The 24621-nt window shown below is 39.4% G+C and carries 23 protein-coding genes; 2 read left to right on the top strand and 21 right to left on the bottom strand.

Features of this window, described 5'->3' with window-relative positions:
• Window positions 1-100 precede the first annotated feature (100 nt).
• The 19 genes from prpF to yceD all read right to left on the bottom strand — a co-directional run bounded on the left by prpF (window position 101) and on the right by yceD (window position 18993).
• Window positions 101-1303 carry a 2-methylaconitate cis-trans isomerase PrpF gene (prpF, locus tag H4J39_RS01435; protein ID WP_182216859.1) on the bottom strand — a complete coding sequence of 401 codons (1203 nt, stop codon included), beginning with the start codon at window positions 1301-1303 and terminating at the stop codon, window positions 101-103.
• Window positions 1304-1578: 275 nt separating this feature from the next.
• Window positions 1579-4203 (bottom strand): Fe/S-dependent 2-methylisocitrate dehydratase AcnD, encoded by a 2625-nt coding sequence (gene acnD / locus H4J39_RS01430; protein ID WP_182225658.1) that lies wholly within the window; start codon window positions 4201-4203, stop codon window positions 1579-1581.
• A 5-nt stretch (window positions 4204-4208) separates the two neighbouring features.
• Window positions 4209-5348 carry a 2-methylcitrate synthase gene (gene prpC / locus H4J39_RS01425; protein ID WP_182225657.1) on the bottom strand — a complete coding sequence of 380 codons (1140 nt, stop codon included), beginning with the start codon at window positions 5346-5348 and terminating at the stop codon, window positions 4209-4211.
• A gap of 73 nt (window positions 5349-5421) precedes the next feature.
• Window positions 5422-6312: a methylisocitrate lyase gene (gene prpB / locus H4J39_RS01420; protein WP_182179752.1), complete on the bottom strand. Its 891-nt coding sequence runs from the start codon at window positions 6310-6312 to the stop codon at window positions 5422-5424.
• Window positions 6313-6419: 107 nt separating this feature from the next.
• On the bottom strand, window positions 6420-7112 hold the full coding sequence (locus H4J39_RS01415; RefSeq protein WP_182225656.1) for a GntR family transcriptional regulator: 693 nt from the start codon (window positions 7110-7112) through the stop codon (window positions 6420-6422).
• 192 nt (window positions 7113-7304) lie between these two features.
• Window positions 7305-8534 carry a nucleoside recognition domain-containing protein gene (locus tag H4J39_RS01410; protein ID WP_182225655.1) on the bottom strand — a complete coding sequence of 410 codons (1230 nt, stop codon included), beginning with the start codon at window positions 8532-8534 and terminating at the stop codon, window positions 7305-7307.
• Between the two features lie 402 nt (window positions 8535-8936).
• The gene (locus tag H4J39_RS01405) at window positions 8937-9707 is read right to left on the bottom strand and encodes a TatD family hydrolase (RefSeq protein ID WP_182225654.1); all 771 of its coding nucleotides are present in this window, start codon (window positions 9705-9707) and stop codon (window positions 8937-8939) included.
• A gap of 40 nt (window positions 9708-9747) precedes the next feature.
• Entirely contained in the window at window positions 9748-10074 is a 327-nt protein-coding gene (locus H4J39_RS01400) for a PilZ domain-containing protein (RefSeq protein WP_182225653.1), read from the bottom strand.
• A gap of 38 nt (window positions 10075-10112) precedes the next feature.
• Window positions 10113-11024, bottom strand: a complete 912-nt coding sequence (locus H4J39_RS01395) for a DNA polymerase III subunit delta' (RefSeq protein WP_182225652.1) — start codon at window positions 11022-11024, stop codon at window positions 10113-10115.
• 24 nt (window positions 11025-11048) lie between these two features.
• Complete coding sequence (gene tmk / locus H4J39_RS01390) at window positions 11049-11681, bottom strand: dTMP kinase (RefSeq protein WP_182225651.1); 633 nt, start codon at window positions 11679-11681, stop codon at window positions 11049-11051.
• A gap of 21 nt (window positions 11682-11702) precedes the next feature.
• Entirely contained in the window at window positions 11703-12701 is a 999-nt protein-coding gene (gene mltG / locus H4J39_RS01385; RefSeq protein WP_182225650.1) for an endolytic transglycosylase MltG, read from the bottom strand.
• Window positions 12702-12704: 3 nt separating this feature from the next.
• The gene (gene pabC / locus H4J39_RS01380) at window positions 12705-13526 is read right to left on the bottom strand and encodes an aminodeoxychorismate lyase (protein ID WP_182225649.1); all 822 of its coding nucleotides are present in this window, start codon (window positions 13524-13526) and stop codon (window positions 12705-12707) included.
• Between the two features lie 93 nt (window positions 13527-13619).
• Window positions 13620-14858: a beta-ketoacyl-ACP synthase II gene (gene fabF, locus H4J39_RS01375; protein WP_182225729.1), complete on the bottom strand. Its 1239-nt coding sequence runs from the start codon at window positions 14856-14858 to the stop codon at window positions 13620-13622.
• A gap of 168 nt (window positions 14859-15026) precedes the next feature.
• Window positions 15027-15260, bottom strand: coding sequence for an acyl carrier protein (gene acpP / locus H4J39_RS01370; RefSeq protein WP_182179736.1), 234 nt, complete (start codon window positions 15258-15260; stop codon window positions 15027-15029).
• Window positions 15261-15420: 160 nt separating this feature from the next.
• Window positions 15421-16155: a 3-oxoacyl-ACP reductase FabG gene (fabG, locus tag H4J39_RS01365; protein WP_182225648.1), complete on the bottom strand. Its 735-nt coding sequence runs from the start codon at window positions 16153-16155 to the stop codon at window positions 15421-15423.
• 8 nt (window positions 16156-16163) lie between these two features.
• Window positions 16164-17099: an ACP S-malonyltransferase gene (gene fabD / locus H4J39_RS01360; RefSeq protein ID WP_182225647.1), complete on the bottom strand. Its 936-nt coding sequence runs from the start codon at window positions 17097-17099 to the stop codon at window positions 16164-16166.
• A gap of 122 nt (window positions 17100-17221) precedes the next feature.
• On the bottom strand, window positions 17222-18223 hold the full coding sequence (gene plsX / locus H4J39_RS01355; RefSeq protein WP_404842676.1) for a phosphate acyltransferase PlsX: 1002 nt from the start codon (window positions 18221-18223) through the stop codon (window positions 17222-17224).
• 40 nt (window positions 18224-18263) lie between these two features.
• On the bottom strand, window positions 18264-18434 hold the full coding sequence (rpmF, locus tag H4J39_RS01350) for a 50S ribosomal protein L32 (protein WP_070376498.1): 171 nt from the start codon (window positions 18432-18434) through the stop codon (window positions 18264-18266).
• Window positions 18435-18480: 46 nt separating this feature from the next.
• Window positions 18481-18993: a 23S rRNA accumulation protein YceD gene (gene yceD, locus H4J39_RS01345; protein WP_182225646.1), complete on the bottom strand. Its 513-nt coding sequence runs from the start codon at window positions 18991-18993 to the stop codon at window positions 18481-18483.
• A 119-nt stretch (window positions 18994-19112) separates the two neighbouring features.
• Here yceD and H4J39_RS01340 point away from each other — a divergent pair, with 119 nt between their 5' ends.
• Complete coding sequence (locus H4J39_RS01340) at window positions 19113-19700, top strand: nucleoside triphosphate pyrophosphatase (RefSeq protein WP_182225645.1); 588 nt, start codon at window positions 19113-19115, stop codon at window positions 19698-19700.
• Window positions 19701-19793: 93 nt separating this feature from the next.
• Here the strand turns inward: H4J39_RS01340 and H4J39_RS01335 are convergent, their stop codons facing one another.
• Window positions 19794-20459: an HAD-IA family hydrolase gene (locus tag H4J39_RS01335; protein ID WP_182225644.1), complete on the bottom strand. Its 666-nt coding sequence runs from the start codon at window positions 20457-20459 to the stop codon at window positions 19794-19796.
• Between the two features lie 124 nt (window positions 20460-20583).
• The gene (rluC, locus tag H4J39_RS01330) at window positions 20584-21531 is read right to left on the bottom strand and encodes a 23S rRNA pseudouridine(955/2504/2580) synthase RluC (RefSeq protein WP_182179723.1); all 948 of its coding nucleotides are present in this window, start codon (window positions 21529-21531) and stop codon (window positions 20584-20586) included.
• Window positions 21532-22152: 621 nt separating this feature from the next.
• On the opposite strand from rluC, the gene rne reads away from it, so the two are divergent.
• Window positions 22153-24621 (top strand): ribonuclease E (rne, locus tag H4J39_RS01325; protein WP_182225643.1); only part of this gene is annotated, 2469 nt, incomplete at its 3' end.

Here is a 24621-nt window from a genome sequence, read left to right as displayed (position 1 = left end):
AGTTACCTTGTTATTTATGTTGTATTTAACATGAGGTAATTACTCAATAAAAATGGAGCCTAATCGCTCCATTTTTATTGATAGCATGAAAGACGCTTACCTAAAATGAATCGCCAGGAATACGTACCCAACCTTCCATTAATACCCGAGCACTTCGGCTCATTACGGCTTTATCAACAATCCAGGCGCCATTAACTTCACTAGCTTGTGCGCCCACTTTAAGCGTGCCTGATGGATGACCAAAAGTCACAGATTCTGAGCCTTCACCTGCAGCATTACCTGTAGCAAGAGCAACTAAAGTGCCAGGAATAGCGGCTGCTGCGCCAATAGCGACTGCCGCTGTGCCCATCATCGCATGGTGTAACTTCCCCATAGACAATGCGCGCACGTGTAAGTCAATATCGCTTGCTAAAACAGCTTTACCACTTGAGGTAACATAATCTTTAGCTGGTGCAACAAAAGCAACTTTGGGCGTATGCTGGCGAGCCTCTGCTTCTGAAAGTTCAGTAATTAAGCCCATTTTAATCGCGCCATAAGCACGTATCGTTTCAAAGCGTTCTAGTGCTGCAGGGTCGCCATTAATGGCTTCTTGTAACTCGGTGCCGGTATAACCAATTTCATCTGCATTTAAAAAGATGGTTGGGATACCTGCGGTGATCATGGTTGCTTTAAAAACGCCAACACCGGGTACCTCTAGGTCATCAACAATATTCCCCGTTGGAAACATCGCCTCTGATGGATCAACGGGCGCGATAAATTCAACCGGTACTTCTGCCGCAGGGAAAGTAACCCCGTCGAGCTCGAAATCTCCGGTTTCTTGTACTTCACCGTTGGTGATAGGTACTTGGGCAATAATCGTTTTCGAGATGTTTTTTTGCCAAATTCGTACGGTACAAATTCCGTTTTCAGGAATACGCGTTGCATCAACAAGGCCAGAATTAATCGCAAATGAGCCAACTGCAGCGGTTAAGTTACCGCAGTTACCACTCCAATCAACAAATGCTTTATCGATTGCTACTTGACCAAATAAATAATCAACATCGTGATCAGCTTGGTTTGATTTTGCTAAAATAACTGTTTTGCTGGTGCTTGAGGTTGCGCCGCCCATACCATCGGTTTGTTTACCGTAAGGATCTGGACTACCAATAACGCGTAGCAGCATATTGTCGCGTGCTTCGCCGGCAACCTGACAACGTTCTGGTAAATCAGTTAAATTAAAAAACACACCTTTTGAAGTGCCGCCACGCATATAAGTAGCAGGAATTTTTACTTGAGGTATGTGTACTTGGGGAGTATGAATCATCAGTTTTCCTTCAATGTTTTTCGCTTCTCGCAAGACGCTTTAGCTAGGTTGAATGATGTCACATAGCGGTCTATGCTGCTGCCATTATCCTGACTAAAAAGCTTTTTGCTTTACGATTTTGTCACTAATAAAAAGCAGCAAATTAGTTACCTAAATTGCTGCTTTAATTAAAATTACACCGAGTTGATTTTTATAAGAAGTGTTTTATCAAGGCCAATGCGCAGTTGACTAAGGTCAATGAGCACTTTAAACCTAGATAAAACATTAAAAATCAATTATCTATTAGACTCCAAGAAGTCATTCGCAAACTTTTGCAATACGCCACCCGCATTGTAAACTGACACTTCTTCGGCGGTATCTAAACGACACTTAACTGGTATCGTTAATAATTCGCCGTTGGTACGGGTCATTAACACGTTCATTTCAGCGCCCGGTGACATTTCCCCGTTACCTGCAACATCAAACGTTTCGGTACCATCAATATTGTAGGTATGGCGTGTTTCGTTATTAACAAACTGCAAAGGTAAAACGCCCATGCCCACTAAGTTAGTACGATGAATACGCTCAAAACCTTCGGCAACGATCACTTCAACGCCGGCTAAACGAACACCTTTAGCCGCCCAATCACGTGATGAACCTTGACCATAGTCAGCGCCAGCAATGATAATTAACGGTTGCTTACGCTCCATGTAGGTTTCAATCGCTTCCCACATACGTGACTCAGTACCCTCTGGTTCTATACGCGCCAGTGAACCTTGTTTAATGTCACCGTTGTCATCACGACACATTTCATTTAACAATTTAGGGTTAGCAAAAGTTGCTCGTTGCGCGGTTAAATGATCGCCGCGATGCGTTGCATAAGAGTTAAAGTCTACTTCGGGTAAGCCCATTTTATCTAAATAAGCTCCTGCAGCACTATCGAGTTGAATAGCATTTGAGGGTGATAAATGATCTGTGGTGATGTTGTCACCTAAAACTGCTAACGGACGCATACCTTTCATGGTACGTTCGCCCGCTAAGGCGCCTTCCCAATAGGGTGGACGACGAATGTAAGTGCTCATTTCTCGCCAATCGTAAAGCGGAGATTCAGCCGGTTCAAAAGCGCCTAAATCAAACATCGGCGTATAAATTTTCTTGAACTGCTCTGGCTTAACACAGCTTGCAACTATCGCATCTATGGCTTCGTCAGTTGGCCAAATATCTTTTAAGGTAATATCATTACCTTGTTGATCTTGTCCGAGTACATCTTTTTCAATATCGAAACGCATCGTACCGGCAATAGCATAAGCAACTACTAATGGTGGTGAAGCTAAAAAGGCTTGTTTAGCATACGGATGAATACGTCCGTCAAAGTTACGATTACCCGATAAAACCGCCGTTGAATAAAGATCACGGTCGATAATTTCTTGTTGAATTTTTGGATCTAACGCGCCCGACATGCCGTTACAAGTTGTACAAGCGTAACCGACAATACCAAAACCCATTTTTTCCATTTCAGATAATAAGCCGGCTTCTTCTAAATAAAGTTTTGCGACTTTTGAACCTGGTGCAAAAGATGATTTAACCCAAGGTTTGCGCAATAAGCCAAGCTCGTTAGCGCGTTTAGCCACTAAGCCTGCGGCCACAACGTTGCGAGGGTTCGAGGTATTAGTACAACTGGTTATAGCGGCAATAATAACCGCGCCATCTGGCATCTCTCCGGCTTTTTCTTGTGCTTTACAGGCATCAAGGTCTTTCGCTATGCCTTTTGACGACAATTCGCTGGTCGGTAAACGACTGTGCGGATTAGACGGGCCAGCCATATTACGACCAACTGATGATAAATCAAACTCGATAACGCGGTCATATTCAACGTCAGCTAAGTCATCAGCCCATAAACCGGTATGTTTAGCATAGGTTTCTACCAGTTCAACTTGCTCTGGCTCACGGCCGGTCAGTTTTAAATAATCAATGGTTTGTTGATCAATATAAAACATTCCTGCTGAAGCGCCATATTCAGGTGTCATGTTCGAAATAGTAGCGCGGTCACCTATAGTTAAACCTTTGGTACCTTCACCAAAGAATTCTAAGTAACTTGATACCACTTTTTGATTACGCAAAAATTCAGTAATGGCTAAAACCAAATCAGTAGCTGTAATACCCGGTTGGCGTTTACCTACCAGTTTTACGCCAATAATATCAGGTAAGCGCATCATTGACGGGCGACCTAACATGACAGTTTCAGCTTCTAAACCACCGACACCAATAGCTATAACACCCAAGCAATCGATATGTGGGGTATGGCTGTCGGTGCCAACACAAGTATCAGGAAAAGCAACACCGTCACGCAGTTGAATAACCGGTGACATTTTTTCCAAATTGATTTGATGCATAATGCCATTACCCGCAGGAATAACATCAACATTTTTAAACGCTGTTTTGGTCCATTCAATAAAATGGAAACGGTCTTCATTACGGCGGTCTTCAATGGCTCGATTTTTTTCAAACGCATCACTTTCAAAACCAGCATGTTCAACAGCAACAGAATGATCAACAATTAATTGCGTCGGTACAACCGGATTTACTTTTGAAGGATCACCACCTTGCTCGGCAATGGCATCACGCAGACCCGCTAAATCAACCAAAGCCGTTTGACCTAAAATATCATGACAAACAACACGTGCCGGATACCATGGAAAATCAAGATCTTGCTTACGCTCAATTAATTGCTTAAGTGAATCTGTTAAGGTTTCAGGTGAACAACGGCGTACCAATTGTTCAGCTAATACGCGTGAGGTATAAGGTAGTTTTGCGTAACTACCGGCGCTTATTGCTTCAACCGCCCCTCGAGTATCAAAATAATCTATATTGATGCCGCCAATTTTATAACCGGGCAACGGTTTGCGATGTTCATAATTCATAGTCATTACCTTTCGCTGATAGGTGGAACCGTTCTCGGCTTAGCGCCTTTGTAGTCAGCACTTGGACGAATAATACGGTTATTTGAACGTTGCTCCATAATGTGAGCAGACCAACCTGTTACGCGTGAACAGACAAAAATAGGGGTAAACAATTTAGTTGGAATACCCATGAAGCTGTACGTTGAAGCATGGAAAAAATCAGCGTTACAGAATAACTTTTTGGTATCCCACATGAATTCTTCACAAGCCACTGAAATATCGTAAAGTGACGTATCCCCATTCTCGTTCGCTAACTTTTCAGACCATGCTTTAATAATGACATTACGTGGGTCTGAAGTACGGTAAATTGCGTGACCAAAGCCCATAATTTTTTCTTTACGTTCAAGCATACCCGCCATTTTTTCTTTAGCGTCGCTTGGCGATGAGAATGATTCAATCATATCCATTGCGGCTTCGTTAGCACCACCATGAAGTGGACCACGTAATGTGCCAATAGCGCCGGTGACACATGAAAACATATCAGACAAGGTTGAAGCACATACACGCGCCGTGAAGGTTGAAGCATTAAACTCATGTTCTGCATATAAAATTAATGATACATCCATAACACGTTGATGCTGCGCTGATGGGCTTTCACCATTTAGTAAGCGCAAGAAATGTCCGCCTAAAGAGTCTTCGGTTGAAGTACAGTCAATTTCTACGCCGTCATGGGAGAATTTATACCAGTAACACATGATGGCAGGAAATGCCGCTAATAAGCGATTGGCCGCTTGGTTTTGCTCGCTAAAATCATTTTCTGGCTCTAAATTACCTAAAAATGAACAACCTGTGCGCATAACATCCATTGGATGAGTTTCTTTTGGAATAAGTTTTAATACCGCTTTTAATGCTTGCGGTAAGTCGCGCATGGCAAACAACTCAGTTTTATAAGTGGCGAGTTCTTTTTCATTAGGGAGTTCGCCATGAAAGAGTAAATAAGCGACTTCTTCGAAGGTGCTGTTTTCAGCTAAGTCAGCAATATCATAACCACAATAGGTTAAACCTGAGCCTGACTCACCAACGGTACAAAGAGAGGTTTCACCCGCACTTTGACCACGTAAGCCTGCGCCACCAATTTTTTTATCTGCTACTTTTACATCTGACATACTATTTTCCTCATATTCTTTTGTTGGGTTAGCTGCTTGTATCGCTACTAACTTTATTTTATTTTATTATCTGTTACTTATTTTTGCCTTCAGTGAACAAAGCATCAAGCTTTTGCTCATAGTCGTGATAACCCAAGTAATCGTATAAATCCATACGCGTTTGCATATTGTCGATTTCAGCTTTTTGGTCGCCATCAGCGAGTAAGGTTTTGTAAACCGATTCAGCCGCTTTATTCATCGCACGAAATGCTGATAATGGGTAAAGTACCATTGCACAACCCCACTCACCTAATTGCTCCTTGTTCCACAATTCGGTTTGGCCAAACTCAGTAATATTAGCAAGTACTGGCACATCTAACGCTTCGGTAAAGGCGCGATAATGTTCTTCTGTTTTAACCGCTTCTGCAAAAATACCATCGGCACCCGCTGCTACATAAGCTTTAGCCCTTTCAAGTGCAGCTGCTAAGCCTTCTTGTGCAAAAGCATCAGTGCGAGCCATGATAAAGAAGTCTTTATCAATACGCGCATCTACAGCAGCTTTAATACGGTCAACCATTTCTTGGGTTGAAACAATTTCTTTATTCGGACGATGTCCACAACGCTTCTGCGCCACTTGGTCTTCAAGATGAACCGCCGCTGCACCTGCTTTTTCCATATCGCGAATAGTTTTAGCGATGTTAAACGCACCACCCCAACCGGTATCTATATCAACCAACAAAGGTAAACTTGAAGCAGAAGTAATACGTTGAACGTCAGCAATAACATCATTTAAAGAGGTCATACCTAAATCGGGCAAACCATAGGAAGCATTGGCAACACCGCCACCAGAAAGGTAAATCGCTTGGTGACCTAATTGCTCTGCCATCATCGCGCAATAAGCGTTGATAGTACCCACTACTTGTAAAGGTTTGTTGTTTACTAGTGCTTGGCGGAATTTTGCGCCAGGTGAAAGTTGCGTAGACATAGGGTTTCCTCTTAGTTGTCGTTGAATAATAGTCGTTAAAAATTTGTTATTAAACAATAGTCATCAAATAATAATTAACGTTATTAATATATTTATTAGTACTCTCATTAAGCTGCAGTACTGTTTTGTAGCGCTATTTTCTTTTCAATATTTTTTCTTGATGCGGCAATATGACGCCTCATCAAGATTTCAGCAAGTTCACCATCTCGGTCACAAATCGCTTGAATAATATTTGAATGTTCATGAAAGGCACGAGTAGCGCGTGGGCTGTGCATACCAAATTGAATACGGTACATGCGCACTAAGTGATAAAGCTGTCCACAGAGAATATTAATCAGTTGCTGGTTGTGACTACCTAAAATCACTTTATAGTGAAAGTCTAAGTCGCCCTCTTCTTGATAGTAAGAGATACCATCGATAAGGGCTTGTGAGTTGGCATGTTGAGCAAGCATATCTTGCATTTCTGCTATTTCATCGTCGCTCATATTGATTGCGGCTTCTCGACAAGCCATACCTTCAAGTGCTTCGCGCACAACATATATTTCTAATAAGCCTTCAATAGTGCAATCGACAACTCTAGAGCCAACATTGGCTTTACGTTCAATTAAATGACATTTTTCTAAACGATTGAGAGCTTCACGCAGGGTTGAACGACTAATTTCATACTGCTTAGCTAAACCTGGCTCACTAATTTTACTGCCTGCCGCTATTTTTCCGTCAACGATAGCGTGAAGTATTGCATCAAAAACTTTATCCGCAGTAGTCACTGGTTTTTGTAAGGTTGGATTGTCTAATGCCATAAGTGTCCTAACGCCATAATTGCCTTAACCGTATAACTGTCTTAACACCAAAAGTGTTTTAGCAATACAATTGTCGACATTTACTGATTTTAGAAATTATAGTAAAGCACACAGAGTAAAAGTCAAGTAGACCAAAGTATAATTGTCGACAATCTGCTTGTTAATTTAAATTTAAATTTACACCTAACAGTATTAACCAAAAAACCAGTAGCAAACCCCTATTGCTGCACTAATCCCTGCTAAGTCAGCGAATAGGCCACATGCAATAGCATGTCGACTATATCGAATACCCACTGAGCCAAAATAAACAGCCAATACGTAAAAGGTGGTTTCTGTCGATCCTTGAAAAATCGACGCTAATCGACCAGCAAAAGAATCTGCACCGTGGGTTTTCATGGTTTCAATCATCATTGCTCTCGCACCAGAGCCACTTAACGGTTGCATTAACGCCGTTGGCATCGCATCAACAAAGCGGGTATCAAAACCTAGAAACATCACTAACTGCCTAAAACTGTCGACAATTAGTGTTAATGCGCCACTGGCACGAAACACCCCAATAGCCACTAACATCGCCAGCAAATAGGGGATCAGTTTAATGCTTGTTTCAAACCCTTCTTTAGCGCCTTCTATAAAACTGTCATAAACATCGACCTTTTTACGCACCGCTGCCCAAATAAATAAAATTAAGGTAGAGAAAATTAAAAAGTTACCCAAAAATGACGATTGTTCAGCAAGAGCCTGCGAGGTGAGCATCGAAAAATAAACCACTAAACCACCTACTAAGGCAATGGCAGCAGACAAATAAAGTAAAACAATTGAGTTATACAGCTTAATTTTTTGAACGCTTGCCACTGCTAATAAACCAGCAAAGGTTGAAGCAAACGTTGCCAATATAATAGGAACAAAAACATCGGTAGGGCTAGCAGCTCCCTGCTGAGCACGATAAACAAAAACAGCAACGGGAAAAAGTGTTACCGATGAGGTATTTAAAACAAGAAACAGTATTTGCGCATTGGTCGCGGTATCTTTCTTTGGGTTTAATTGCTGAAGATCTTGCATGGCTTTTAAACCAAGCGGTGTTGCTGCGTTGTCTAACCCCAAAAAGTTAGCCGATAAATTCATCGTCATAGAAGCAATAGCCGGGTGGCCTTTAGGTACTTCTGGCATTAAGCGAGTAAATAACGGAGAAATAGCGCGCGCAAGCTTGTCCATCAAACCCGCGTTTTCAGCTATTTTCATCATCCCTAGCCAAAAACTTAAAATACCTATTAAGCCTATGGCAATATCGACAGTCACTTTTGACATTGAAAAAAGTGCCTGCACGAGCTGTTCAAAGATTAAAAGATTGTCAAGAAATAGCCATTGATAAATCGCTGAGCCAAAAGCAATAAAAAAGAAACTGATCCATAAACGATTTAGCACAAATATAATCTTATTAGTCACAGAGGTAATGAAATTATCATGACATAAAACGAGTAGTAATTACAGGCAAAAGCGCTTGTGGAAAAGGTGTGAGGAACAAGTGCACAGTAGGTGTATAAAATTTAACCACAAAAATAAAAAGCAATTCAAAAATAATTTTATAACTTAATTATTAATGACTTACAATTAATGGAAATTAAATTAGCTTTTAAAAAAGATTACACTACAATTGACTGTACAGTTTAAATATTAATCAATTGCTCGCAACGTTTCATTTTTATTTTACTGCATTTTATTAATGTAAATAAAGTTTATTAGCGCAAGGCTCACTTCCATATGAGCCATTCCCTTGAGCCCGAACTAGCAATAGTTTCGGGCACTTTTTTGCGTGTGAAATAAGTGTTAATCTAATTTAAAAAGGCGTTTAAAGTTTGCGGTTGAAAGCGCCGCTACTTCTTCAATTGATTGCCCACGAACACTAGCTAAGAATTTAGCAACATCAACAACATAAGCGGGTTGATTTTGCTTACCTCGATGCGGAACAGGCGCTAAATAAGGCGCATCTGTTTCAATTAAAAATCGGTCATCGGGTACTTGTTTGGCAACTTCACGTAATTCACTGGCGTTTTTAAAGGTAACAATGCCAGAAAATGAAATATAAAAGCCAAGATCAATCGCTTGTTTAGCCATGTCCCAAGATTCAGTAAAACAGTGTAAAATTCCGCCAACATTCTCTGCATTTTCTTCACGAAGCATATCCAAGGTATCCTGTTGGGCATCGCGCGTATGAATAATCAAGGGTTTATTTAATTGGTTAGCAACGCGAACATGCTTGCGAAAAGAATCAAGTTGCACCGCTTTCGTTTCAGGGGCATAAAAATAGTCTAAACCGGTTTCACCAATCGCGATAACTTTGTCTGTTTGCGACAAACGAGCAAGCTCTTCTTGGTCAATTAAATCATCTTGATTTAATGGATGAGCACCACACGACAACCAAACATTATCGTATTTAGCGGTTTTTTCTACCATGCTAGGAAATTCAGCTAATGTAACGCTAACACATAAAATTTCGCTAACTTTAGCTGCTGCTGCTGCCGCGAGGACATTATCTAGGTTGCCATCAAATTCAGTTAAATCGAGCCTATCTAAGTGGCAATGTGAATCTATAAACAAATAATTTTCTCCTATAATTTTTTAGTTAACTACAACATATCTACATCGATAAGGTAGGTTCTGAAGAGCTGAGTAACCGCCCTATCAACTGCTCTATTTGGTTACGCACATTATCCTTATCTTCATCAAAACTTACCCCTATGCCTGCTGGTGTACCATTTTGGGCACCTATAGGGGTTAACCAGCAAACTTTACCGATAACAATTGATGCTTCTAAGGCGTCAGGTAAGGTCACTTCTAGTTTAATATCATCGCCTAAACTATAATGTTCGGGGGTTCGAACAAATAACCCACCATTTTTTACAAAAGGCATATAGTATTGGTACAACTCTCTGTCGGATAAAAACTCTAAGCTAAATTGGTGCATAGTTATTCCTCAAAAATTAATATCGCTAGACTTTTATTTTATTTTTCATCGATAACCGCTGTTATATCGACGAGGAGCTTTTCAAAGACAAACTGCTTATTAGCTTGCATGAGTAACTTGAGTTGTTTAACGGCAGACAACACTAATTGATATATCGACCATATTACCTGTTCACTCAGTAATATTTCGGTTTTTAGCCAGGCATATTGTTGGCGCATCAATTTAACCATCACTTTTTCTAACCAGCGTACACTGTTAGTATTTTCAGCCAGTAAACTCAATATTTCGCTACGATTTATGGGTTTATTTTGCAAAAAAGTAAAGAAACAACTTTCAAAATGTTGGTATTGGTCATTTACAAAAGTGTCAGAGAGCTCTTTTAAATGGCTCAAATTAACAAAAGGGTCAGTACCTGACTGCTTAAGTTCTGCTAATAATTTCTCGCCTACAGGCGGCCTGATATCTATAACATAACAGCGGCTAATAATGGTTGGTAATAATGTTTCAAGTTCAGAGGTCAGCAATACAATAAAATTATCGGCATTGGGTTCTTCAAGCGTTTTTAATAAGGCATTTGCCGCTGATACCGTCATTTGATGCGCAGCGGTAATTAAGGTAGTTTTACAATGACCTATTTGCGCTTTTTTTTCAAAAAAGCGGCTCGCTTGTCGAACTTGATCAACACCGATGCTTTTACCGTCACTTTCAATCAGTAAATGGTCAGGATAAGTATGACTTTTATGCAGTAAGCACGATTTACATATTTTACAGGGTAATAGCACTTCTTGATTATTTACAGGGTTTGCGCATGACAAAACCTGAATGAGCCATTGAGAAAGATCACTTTTACCTGCCCCTTCAACACCATTAATTAAAATGGCATGAGGTAGTTTTATTTGCGCTATTTGCTTTGATAATAAAAGCTGCTGCTGATCTAACCAACTGTGCATTAGTGTTTCCTAAAAGCGTTATGGCTATTGATAATTTTTCAAAAAAGCGTTAACCGTCAAGCGAATATTATTATGCACGACAGGCATAGGAGCACTCGCATCAATAATTTTAATTGTCTCATCTGCTAAAGCAATTTCAAGGTATTTATTACGCACACGATGAAAAAACTCTATTTTTTCTAGCTCGATACGATCTAACGCACCGCGTGCTTGTGCTCTTGCTAAACCTAACTCAGGAGATATATCTAAATAGAGTGTTAACTGCGGCTTGAAGCCTTTTAAGGTAACTTGGGCGATAGTATCCATAAGTTCATCGTTAAACTCTCGACCACCACCTTGATAAGCTCTCGAGCTTAAATCATGGCGATCGCCAATAACCCATTGACCTTTTTCTAACGCCGGAAGAATTCTATTGGCGAGTAGTTGGCTTCGGCTAGCGTACATCAGTAATAACTCAGTTTCTTGTGTTAATACTTCATCGTGATCGGCAGATTTTACAATGTTACGCAACGATTCGGCTAAGGGGGTTCCTCCAGGCTCTCGGGTAGTAATAAAATCAATCCCGTGCTCAGCTAATATTTTTTTTACCACCGAAATAGCTGAAGACTTTCCCGCACCTTCAATACCTTCGATGACAATAAATTGACCTTTATTCATTTTTCACTTCTTTTTAAGTTTTTATTTTAACTGATATTTTGCTACTGCTGCATTATGATCTTTTAAGTTAGTAGAAAAGATATGCTGCCCGTTCCCATTACTGACAAAATAAAAATAATCAGTTGCTAATGGGTTTAACGCGGCATGTAATGCACTTTTACCTGGCATAGCAATAGGTGTTGGCGGCAAGCCATTAATTCGGTAAGTATTATACGGTGTTTTCTCGCGCAAGTGACGATATTTGATGTCTCCATGATAACGTTCACCTAAACCATAAATAACCGTTGGGTCGGTTTGCAAACGCATTTTTTTATTTAAACGGTTAATAAACACCGATGAAATGATGCCATGTTCTGCATTTTCACCACTTTCCTTTTCAATAATTGACGCCATAATCAACGCTTGATACTTATTTTCATAAGGCAAAGGATGTGCACGACTTTCCCAAGCTAAATTTAGTTCAACTGTCATTTTTTGTTGGGCGCGTTTTAATAATTCTATATCTGTTGTACCCGCAGTAAAAGCATATGTTTCAGGGTAAAAAAGTCCTTCTGGGTTTGCTTGTTCAATATTGAGTATGCTAACAATATCAGCCACCGAACTTTGCTGTAGGGTCTGCACCAGGTTATCCATTTCACTTAGCTGTACTAGCCATTGTTTAAAGGTTGTTCCTTCAATAAAAGTGATGCTAAATTGATGTTCTTTACCTGCAACTAATTGCACTAATAAATGCTCGATAGAGCTACCCTTATTAACTTGATAAGTACCCGCTTTTATATTGGCATATTCAGGTTTTAGCCGAACATAATTACGTACCCAAAAACGACTTTCAAGCCAGCCTTCATTAATCAATTGCTGAGAAAACCGACTAAACGAGGTGCCCTCTTTAATGGTTAATAATTGGGTGGTTGGAATATTAAGTGGTTGTTTAATTTGGTAGAAGGTGTAAGCAACCAACGAAGCACTTAATATGAGCAGCGCTATAACTGAAACGGATAATAATATCTTAAATTTTTTCATGCTCTACTTAACATCCTGTATAAATTTAGTCATCTCATGGCATGGTATTAGTGCTAATGGTTGATTTTGAAATTGTCTAATCGGCATAATCCCCATAACACTGTTACAAATGAACATTGCGTCAATATCTTTAAGCCCTAAAAGCTTTTCTTTGACGACTATTATTTTACGATCATTATTACAACACTGTAAAATATGATTACGCATTAGCCCCTCAACACCTGATTCATTTAATTGTGGCGTATACCAACAATTATCCTTTAGCCAAAAAACATTTGCTGCACTCGCTTCAATAATATCATCAAAGTAATTCAGTACTAATAGATCATCCTCCTCTCGGTTATCAACTTCTTGGCGAATAAGCACTTGCTCAAGTCGATTTAGGTGTTTTATCCCTGAGAGTAATGGGTTTACACCTAACTTCAATGAAGATACACCTAGGTGAATACCCTGTTGTTGCATATCGGCATAATGTTTAGGGAAATCATGGAAGGTGATAATAACGTTACTTGTTAAGCAACCTTGTCGAGAATAACCTCGTCCGCCATCCCCCATCGTTATAATGATTTTCGCCACCGACAAAGCGTAACGCTGGGCTACAGCAATTAATTCACGAGTAACGTCATCCATGTCTGGCAAGGGAATATTGAGTGTTTCGCAACTTCGTGTTAATCGTTCGATATGGGCCGATAATAACGCGACATGGCCGTTAACCACTTTCGCAGTGGTAAACACGCCGTCGCCATAAGCTAACCCACGGTTATTGATTGATAAGTGTTGTTCTGCTTGGCCATTAATACTTTGATAATACATATTGGGTTTCATTAGAAATAGAAAAGCCTGAATACTGATGACTAGTATTCAGGCTTAAACAATTAACTGCAAGGTTTAGTTGATGATATCTATCGGTTATGACGCTTAAACTTTTTTAAAGATTAATGAACCGTTCGTACCGCCAAAACCAAAGGAGTTACATAAGGCATATTCTAAATTCACATCACGTGCCGTATGAGCAATGTAATCTAAATCACAGCCTTCGCTTGGGTTATCTAAGTTTATTGTCGGTGGTACCATATTATTCATCAAGGCTTGCACAGTAAAAATAGTTTCAACCGCACCTGCAGCACCTAACAAATGACCTGTCATTGACTTTGTTGAGCCCATCATCAATTTATAAGCATGGTCGCCAAACACTGATTTAACCGCATTTGTTTCAGCAATATCACCTGCCGGTGTTGATGTGCCGTGGGCATTAATATAACCAATGTTACTTATATCAACTTTAGCATCATTAATCGCGTTAATCATCGCACGCGCGCCACCTTCACCATTCGCTGGTGGTGATGTCATATGATAAGCATCAGCACTCATACCGAAGCCAACAAGCTCTGAGTAAATTTTTGCGCCACGAGCTTTTGCATGTTCATACTCTTCAAGCACTAGAACACCTGCACCATCGCCAAGTACAAAACCATCACGGTCTTTGTCCCATGGGCGCGAAGCTTGCTCTGGTGCATCATTTCGTGTTGATAATGCACGTGCAGCGCCAAAGCCACCAATACCGGTACGTGTTGATGCCTTTTCAGCTCCACCCGCTAACATAGCGTCAGCATCGCCATAGGCTATCATACGGGCAGCATGACCAATATTATGAACCCCACTCGTGCAAGCGGTTGCTATAGAAATATTAGGGCCTCTTAAACTATGCATCATAGATAAATGACCAGAAATCATATTAATGATAGTTGAGGGCACAAAAAATGGTGACAACTTGCGAGGTCCCGCATTTAACATTTTTTCGACGTTTTCTTCAATAAGCCCTAGACCGCCAATACCCGCGCCAACAGCAACGCCAATTCTATGGGTGTTTACATCATTAACTTCAAGACCAGAATCTTTGAAAGCCTGTGCACCTGCAGCAACACCGTATTGAATAAAAAGATCCATTTTTTTAGCATCTTTTCGTGCAATATAGTCTTCTGCATTAAAGTTTTTGATTAAACCGGCAAACTTGGTCGTGTATGCAGACGTATCAAAATGTTCAATGTTACTAATACCACTTTTACCCAGCAATAAATTTTGCCAAGTAGATTCAGGACAATTGCCCAAAGGGCTTAACATACCAAGACCGGTAACAACAACGCGTCTCATGGCTATGTGCCTCCGCTAAGAGTTTATAAGGGATAGGAAGTCATTACATTCTCATTTAGAGAAAGTAACAAACTGAAATCGTAGATAAAAAAACAGGCGGTAAAAACCGCCTGAATATGTACTTTAAATTCTCATTTAAAAAGCTTTACTTGAAAGCCAATAATTACGTTGTAATTATTGGTTAGCAGTTACGTAATCAACAGCTGCTTGAACAGTAGTGATTTTTTCAGCTTCTTCGTCTGGAATTTCAGTATCAAATTCTTCTTCTAACGCCATTACTAATTCAACAGTGTCTAAAGAGTCAGCACCTAGGTCGTCAACAAAAGAAGAGCTAATTTTAACTTCTTCTTCACTTACACCTAATTGTTCAATAGTAATTTTTCTTACGCGTTCTTCAATAGTACTCATTTTTTTTCCTTTCTAGAAAATATAATTTTTCATAATTGTGTGTAGTTTATTCGTCAACAGCCTAGCTTGCAAGCTTCTAATTTTAATTTTCGTCTGGTCTAACCTGTTGACTGCTCTAAAATTGTTCAATTTATTGCCTTATTAAATCTCAGCAAACAAATTAAACCATATACATACCGCCGTTTACATGCAATGTTTCACCGGTAATATATGCTGCGCCATCAGAAGCTAGAAAAGCAACTGCGTTTGCAATTTCTTCAGGTTTACCTAAACGATTTGCAGGAACTTGAGAAAAAATGCCTTCTTTTTGCTCATCAGTTAATGTTTGTGTCATATCAGTATCGATAAACCCCGGCGATACAGTATTAACAGTTATGCCACGAGATGCAACCTCGCGTGCCAATGATTTTGTAAAACCAATCAGTCCTGCTTTGGCTGTTGCATAATTTACTTGCCCTGCATTACCCATAGTCCCTACTACTGAACCAATATTAATAATGCGACCATTGCGTTTTTTCATCATGCCGCGAATAACCGCTTTACTGATTTTAAACACTGATGAAAGATTGGTATCAATAATATCTTGCCATTCATCATCTTTCATTCGCATAAATAAATTATCACGCGTAATCCCAGCATTATTGACTAAAATATCAATGCCACCATGGTTTTCTTTAATAGAATCAAACAATGCTGCAATTGAATCATTGTCGGTGACATTAAGCACTAAACCATGCCCTTCACCTAAATATTCGCTAATTTTTTCAGCGCCGTGTGCTGATGTTGCTGTACCTAAAACCGTTGCTCCCAAGGCTTTAAGTTGCGTAGCAATCGCTTTGCCTATACCACGACTTGCGCCAGTAACTAAGGCGACTTTTCCTTCTAAAGAAAACATATTTTATCCTATTTAATTGTTTCTAATGCTTTAGTCAATGATACTTGATCATTAACTGAAACACTGATAATTGATTTGTCGATACGCTTAATTAACCCTTGTAATACTTTGCCTGGGCCAGCTTCTACAACCAATGAAATACCATTACTTGCTAGTTTTTCAATCGTTTCTGTCCAACGTACCGGACTATATAATTGTTTAATTAAGGCTAATTTAATCGCAGCAACATCAGTTTCTGCCACTACGTCAACATTATTTACCACAGGGATCAGTGGCGTATTAAAGGTAATTTGGCTAAATTCTTCAGCAAGCTTATCCGCGGCATCTTTCATTAATGCACAATGCGACGGAACGCTCACAGGTAAAGGTAATACACGTTTAGCGCCCGCTTCTTTACATAACACTCCAGCTCGCTCTACAGCATCTTTATGCCCCGCAATAACCACTTGCCCAGGTGAGTTAAAGTTTACTGCCGCAACGACATCATCACCTTGTGCTTTTTCACAGGCATCAATAATCGCTTGATCATCAAGGCCAATAATAGCAGCCATAGCGCCAACACCCTCAGGCACCGAGGCTTGCATAAATTCGCCACGCTTTTCTACTAACTTAACACCTTCCGTTAAAGAAATAACACCGGCACAAACTAACGCTGAATACTCACCTAAACTATGACCTGCTAACATTGCAGGCTTACAATCAGACTGAGATGCCCATAAACGCCATAATGCGACACTGGCTGTTAATAGAGCGGGTTGTGTGAAATTTGTTTGGTTTAATTTTTCAACGGGACCTTCAGCAATTAATTGCCAAAGGTTATAACCTAAAGCAGCCGAAGCTTCTGAAAAAGTATTTTGTACAACTTCATTGTCAGCAAAATCAGCTAACATGCCAACGGTTTGAGAACCTTGGCCGGGAAAAACAAACGCTAAATTATTTTGCATTTTATTACCTAATGTTTATTTGTGTTTAAATTAAGTATGCATCAATGATACTTAATGAATTGTTTTCTTGTTGAAAAAAACAATTTTTTAAATACATTTTACCTTAGATAAATACGCATGATTTATTTACGGCCACAAGCAAAACCATTTTCAAGCTTGTCTTTAATTCGATCCGGTACTTGGCGTTCAACTTCCTTTATCGCTTCTAATATAGCCATATAAAAAGCCTTTGAACTCGCATCGCCGTGGCTCTTGACTACAATACCGCGTAATCCTATCAGACTTGCGCCGTTATACTGGTCGGGGTTCAGGGGTTTAAAGAGTTTTTTTAACGTTGAGGACAATAATCGACCAACAATTCGGGTAAAAAGGTTGCGTGATAGCACCGTATTCATTTTTTGATAGACTAAACGAGCAACACCTTCACAGGTTTTCAATGCTACATTACCCACAAAACCATCACAGACAATCACATCTGCTTTGTTCGTAAAAATGTCATTACCTTCAACAAAGCCAATATAATTAATTTCACTATTTTGTGCTAGCATCGCAGCGGTTAGTTTTATGTGGTCACTACCTTTCATTTCTTCTTCGCCCATATTCAATAATGCGATGCGTGGCGCTTTAATACCATCGACTTGCTCAGCCATGACAGAGCCCATAACTGCAAACTGGTACAAAACATTAGAGTCACAAAAAACATTTGCGCCTAAGTCGAGCATAAAGACATGCTTATTTTCATCATGGGTAGGTAGAGAAGAAATTAATGCGGGCCGTTCGACACCCGTTAGTGTTTTTAAGACAAAATGAGCCATTGAAAATAGCGCACCTGTATTACCCGCACTTACACAGGCTTGCGCTTTTTTTTCATGCACAAGATCAAGTGCTTTACGCATTGAAGAATTCTTTTTGCTGCGCAAGGCAACAAAGGGTTTATCGTCCATGGCCACGACTTGAGTGGTTGGAAAAATTGATAATTGAGGATGTTCAAGACACTGTTTTTTTGATAATTCAGCGTTGATAATATCGGCATCACCACAAAGAATGAGATGAAGTTCAGGAATGTTTCTGACTGCTAAAATAGCAGCAGGTATTGTTATAAGGGGGCCTTTATCGCCCCCCATAACATCTAACGCTATGGTTAGACTATTCAAAGCAATCAGCTTACTTATTGATTACTTGAACACCTTTGTAAAAGCCATCAGCTGTTACATGATGGCGACGGTGTGTTTCACCAGATACTGGATCTACTGATAAGTTTTCTGTTGTTACTGCGTCATGTGAACGGCGCATGCCACGTCTTGAACGAGACTTTTTGCTCTTTTGAACTGCCATTAGCTACTCCTAAAATCGGTTAATCGTTAATAATTAAATAAATTATTTATTTAAATTTCTGTAATACATCAAAAGGGTTTGGTTTTTCTAGCTCTTCAGGCAATTCGCCCCATACACTGTCAACTGGTGCCTGACACTGACTAGGCTCATGCTTTGCTATTAATGGAATTGCGAGTAGTAACTCTTCTTCCACTAATTCTAGCAGGTTAACTTCACCATTTTCATCTAATTCTATTGCGTCATAATATGACGGCAATGCTTCAGCGGCTTCATCATTCTTGGCTGGACTAAGAGTAAACTCTATATCCAAATCAATAATTAATGATTCAGTACAACGCTGACAAATTAATGCTACTGATAAGTTCCCTGAGCCTGAGATTACATTCAAGCCTAGATCATCTACATCAAATTTAACATTAACCTGCATATGCTCATTGCATGGAGTACACACATCAAGCAATCTAGTCATCCCCGACACTTCAAAGAAGCCGTCACACACCAACCTACGTTGGGCGCTCTTTCGGGGGTTTATCATTATCGGGAGTTTAAGATTTTGCATAAGGCGCGCATATTAATGTGCTTGCCCTCTTCTGTCAAAAGAAAAATAACAAATTTTGTTTAAAAACTAAAGAAAGCCCACATATTATTACCTAACTGTTTATATTTTGAGTAATTCCTGTGAAAACCTTAATTTTAGCTTCAACATCTCCTTTTCGAAAGATTATTTTAGAAAAATTAAATTTGGCCTTCGAGTGTGCAAAACCGAATGTTGATGAAACAGCACTAATTGACGAAACAGCCATCGAGCTTGTTGAACGTTTAGCCATAGAAAAAGCAAAAGCTGTTGCTCGTCAATTTCCAAATGCACTGATCATCGGCTCAGATCAAGTAGCTCTATCTGAAGGAAAGATATTAGGTAAACCTCACAATTTTGAAAATGGCTTTAAACAGCTCGCTAGTTTCAGTGGTAAATCGGTAGAGTTTCATACTGGTTTATGCGTATTCGACAGTTCAACAGGAAAGTCCCTGTCTTTAGTTGAATTATTCACTGTACATTTTAAAAAATTATCAACACAAGAAATTACCGCTTATCTAAATGTTGAACAACCTTATAATTGTGCTGGGAGTTTTAAAAGCGAGGGATTAGGCATTTGTTTATTTGAGAAACTTGAGGGTGACGATCCTAACACCCTAATAGGTTTACCCTTAATTAAACTTATTGGCTTGCTCAAGGCCCAAGGTTTAGATGTTTTGCAAGAACAATAGCTCAATAATAAAAAGGCAATGAAACAGCCCCAACAATTACCCTTTGGTCAATAAATAAAAATATCAAAAGGTAATAGCAAAGGCTGACTTATTTTAAAGCTTTACTGCGGTGTTTAATAAGAGTTGATGTAATTCAGCCAGCGAGTCAACAATAGCTCTTGGCTGGAACTTTGACAGTACCTCATTATCATGCACGCCATAAGTCACACCTATACTATCAACCCCTGCCCTTTGCGCCATTTCAAGGTCGAAGGATGTATCACCTATCATCACTGCTTCATGTTTTTGAATATTTAATTCTTTTAACAAACTGTTAATCATATCTGGATCTGGTTTTGAAATACTTTCATCGGCACAGCGAGATGCATGGAAAAAGTGCTCGGTATCACTCGCCTGCCATACGCGCTGTAGGCCTGCCCGCGCTTTACCTGTAGCAACCGCTAATAATTTATTTTCTTTTTTTAAATTAACGAGTAATTCAAGTGCATCATTAAACAAAGGCGTTGGCGTGGTATTAACTTCAACATACTGATGCTTATATTGTTCTGTAAATTGTTGTATCTGTGCTTCATGTAAACTTGGAAATAAAGTTTTAATCGCTTTAGGTAAACTTAAACCGATAATTTGTTTAGCTTGCTGATAGCAAGGAGGTTCAAGTGATAGTGCAATCGCACTCGCTTGCATTGAGAAAACAATACGATCGACAGAGTCCATCAAAGTACCGTCCCAATCAAAAATAACCAATTTATAATGGTGCATACATTCTCTTTTAATTAATAATTTATTATCGAGTTAATTTACTGATAAGTACTTGGCTTTACATAGATGTATATAGGTAGGAAAAGCGTGATACTGAAATCGTTTCTGCATCACGCTGGAAAAATTACTTAAGCTTTGTCAGTAAATTTTGTAATGAATGTTCTAAAGGCGCTTCTACTTTCATTTTTTCGCCTGTATTAGGGTGAGTAAACTCAATACTCGCCGCATGTAAAAACAACCGTTTTAAGCCAAGCTTTCTCATGTCTTCATCAAAGTTTTCATAGCCATATTTTGAATCACACGCTATAGGATGGCCTTTAATTTGACAATGAACACGAATTTGATGCGTTCGCCCAGTTACGGGGAAAGCGCGAATTAGTGTGGCATTTTCGAAATTTTTCAGTACTTTAAAGCGTGTTTCAGCTTCTTTACCATTAATATTATCAACAACAACAACACGTTCGCCTGATTTCAAATCATTCTTTTTTAAACCTTCGGTGACACGCGTTAATTTAGTCGACCACTGTCCCTTAACCAATGCATGATAATATTTTTGCACGGTTTTGCTACGTAACTGCTCATGCAAGTGACGTAAAGCTGAACGTTTTTTAGCAATAACTAAGCAACCCGAAGTATCTCTATCAAGTCGATGAACAAGTTCAAGCATTCTTGCGTCAGGACGAAGAGCTCGCATAGCTTCAATTAAGCCAAAACTTAAACCACTGCCACCATGTACTGCCATGCCAGAAGGTTTATTAATAACAATTAAACGGTCATCTTCAAATAATATTTGCTTCTCTAAATTAGCAACAACATTTAATTTTGTTGAAACTTCATTGGTATTTTCAGAAATACGAATGGGTGCTACACGAATCAGATCCTCATCTTGAATTTTGTATTCTGGTTTAGTCCGTTTTTTATTAGCCCTAATTTCACCTTTTCTTAACAGGCGATAAATCATGCTTTTCGGCACGCCTTTTAAGGTTTTTAATAAAAAGTTATCTATTCTTTGACCAGCGTCTTCGCTATCGATTGTATAAAATCGAACTTGGGGTTTTGTATTTTCATTCATAAAAGTGAGTTTAACATATATATTTTCATTTTTGAGTAATTAACTCAGCGATTTAATTGCCTTTTGCCTCAATTAAGTGGGATAATCTTAGCGTTATTGTTTATTTAAGACAATAAGGTTAAAAATAGAAGCTTTTAGCGAAACGTAAGAGGCAAAATGCGGCCACATTAATGTGCGTTATCTCGATAAATTATTATCGCCGACACATTAACCGAACGGCCTATTGCAAGAATTGACCTGAATAACAAGTCAAAAAACGGCATAAACATTTTCGTCCCGCGCAACGAAAGCTATTTTGTATTTATAATGATATAAACCAAATTAGATAAATTTCCATCGAGCTACAACCCGAATAGTAAGCCAAATCGCCGAACTTCAAACTGCTCAACAAATATCAATTTGATAATATCGAGCACAGCACGATTTGCTGCGCGCATGAAGAAACAATTTTTCTTGGGTGAAGGTCACCTGAGAGTACAATCAGATTAAATAACAGCTTACTGCGTAATATGGCGCTGTAATATGACACCCGAGAGGCTGACAATTTGCTGTTACCATAGCGATAAATTGCTTTGTGTTCGAAGCTTATAGTGTTGTGACTAAAAACGAGTCACTAAAACTATGAAACGTATGTTAATTAACGCTACACAATCGGAAGAGTTACGTGTAGCACTTGTCGATGGTCAACAACTTTATGATTTAGATATCGAAAGTCCTGGTCATCAACAAAAGAAATCAAATATTTATAAAGCAAAAATTACGCGTATAGAGCCCTCTCTAGAAGCTGCATTTGTTGACTATGGCGCAGAACGTCATGGTTTCCTACCGATGAAAGAAATCGCTCGCGAATATTTCCCTAAAGGTTATACCTTTCAGGGTCGTCCAAATATCAAAGAAGTCTTGCGCGAAGGCCAAGAAGTTATTGTTCAAATTGATAAAGAAGAACGTGGCCAAAAAGGCGCAGCGTTAACGACTTTTATTAGTTTAGCGGGTAGCTATTTAGTATTAATGCCAAACAACCCTCGTGCTGGTGGTATTTCTCGTCGCATTGAAGGTGATGAGCGTACTGACTTAAAGACCTCTCTAAATAAACTAGATTTACCGAAAGGCATGGGCTTAATCGTTCGCACTGCTGGTGTTGGTAAAGACTACGAAGAGCTAGACTGGGATTTAAATGTTTTATTACATCACTGGAAAGCTATTTCAGAAGCGGCTGAAACAAAACCAGCTCCTTTTTTAATTCATCAAGAAACTAACGTTATTTTACGTGCTATTCGCGATTATTTACGTCGTGATATTGGTGAAGTGTTAATTGATCGCCCGAAAACATTCGAAAGCGTTAAAAAACATATTGAAGTGGTTCGTCCAGACTTTCTAAGTAAAATCAAACTCTACACTAACGATGTCCCTCTCTTTACCCATTACCAAATTGAAACACAAATTGAATCAGCGTTTCAACGTGAAGTAAGACTTCCTTCAGGCGGTTCAATCGTTATTGACCCAACTGAAGCAATGACATCAATTGATGTTAACTCTGCCCGTGCAACAAAAGGCAGTGACATAGAAGAAACGGCATTCAATACTAACTTAGAAGCTGCTGAAGAAGTTGCTCGTCAATTACGCTTACGTGATTTAGGCGGTTTAGTCGTTATTGACTTCATTGATATGACACCAGTGCGCCATCAACGTGAAGTTGAAAATCGTATGCGTGACGCTGTAAAACAAGACAGAGCTCGCATTCAATTAGGCCGTATTTCTCGTTTTGGTTTATTAGAAATGTCGCGTCAACGTTTACGCCCTTCTATCGGTGAAACCAGTCAAGGCGTTTGTCCTCGTTGTAACGGCACAGGACACGTACGTAGTGTCGAATCATTAGCTTTGTCTATTTTGCGTTTAATGGAAGAAGAAGCCATTAAAGAAAATACGCAACATGTACAAGCTCAAGTTCCTGTACCCGTTGCGACTTACCTTTTGAATGAGAAGCGTCGCTCAGTATTTCATATTGAAAAACATCACAGCGTTAATATTCTTATTATTCCTAATCCTCATATGGACACACCACAATATGAAGTACTTAGAGTAAGAACAGACGAAAGTGTTGAAGAAGCCAGTTACGAAAGAACCATTACTGAAGCTTCAGTTGAAGAAGCAGTAATGCCAAAATTTGACAAGCAAGCCGCTAAACGCGATGAACCTGCATTACAGGGTATGTCTTCGCCTAAGCAATCAGCACCTTTAACCATTGTTAAACCAATAGCTCCAACAACAACGGCTACAAAAGAATCTGCAGGATTTTTTGATGGTTTAGTTAAATGGGCTAAAGCACTATTTGTTACTGAAGAAGTTGCACCTAAGGTTGTTGAGCCAGTTAAGAAGCCAGAAACCAGTAGTAATGAGCGTCGTCCTCAGCGTAGTCGTCAAGGACAACGCCGTAACAATAATCGCAATGAAAATCGTAACGACAATAGAAATGTAAATCGTAACGACAAGCGCAATGATGCTCAAAATGAAGAACGCGCTGAATTAAAAACTAACATTAATGACAGTAAAGACAGCATTAATGAAAATAAAGATAATAAGCAAAATAAACAGCCTCGTAAAGCGCCAGTAGAGCGTAATACTAAGCCTAAAGAAGAAAAAACGACGGTACGCCGTCAGCGTCGCACTAATACGAAGAAAATACGTATTGTTGATGAAAACTCAACGGTTGTTAATAATGCCGCGTTAAGCAAAATAGCCGCAGAAGAAAATACTCAAGTAGCAGCTAAAGTTGATGAAGCGTTAACAGTTGAGACAGTAGTTACTCAACCTGATGCGACACAGCCAGAGCTTAGTGAGACTAAAACGACTGATGAACAACGTCCTAGAAACCGTCGTTCACCTAGACATTTACGTTCTAATGGACAACGTCGTCGCCAATCTTCAGATAACGCCACAACTGAAAGCACTGCGGTTGTTTCAAATATCGAAGTAAGTGAAGACCCTGTTCAATCAAGATATCCTGAAGCACCTGTTGTTGAAACGCCTGTTGTTAAAGCACCTGTTGTTGAAACGCCTGTTGTTAAAGCACCTGTTGTTGAAACACCTGTT

The sequence above is a fragment of the Colwellia sp. Bg11-12 genome, from assembly GCF_014076955.1.
In the GTDB taxonomy this organism is placed as follows: domain Bacteria; phylum Pseudomonadota; class Gammaproteobacteria; order Enterobacterales; family Alteromonadaceae; genus Colwellia_A.
This window is presented reverse-complemented; position numbering and strand designations above follow the sequence as displayed.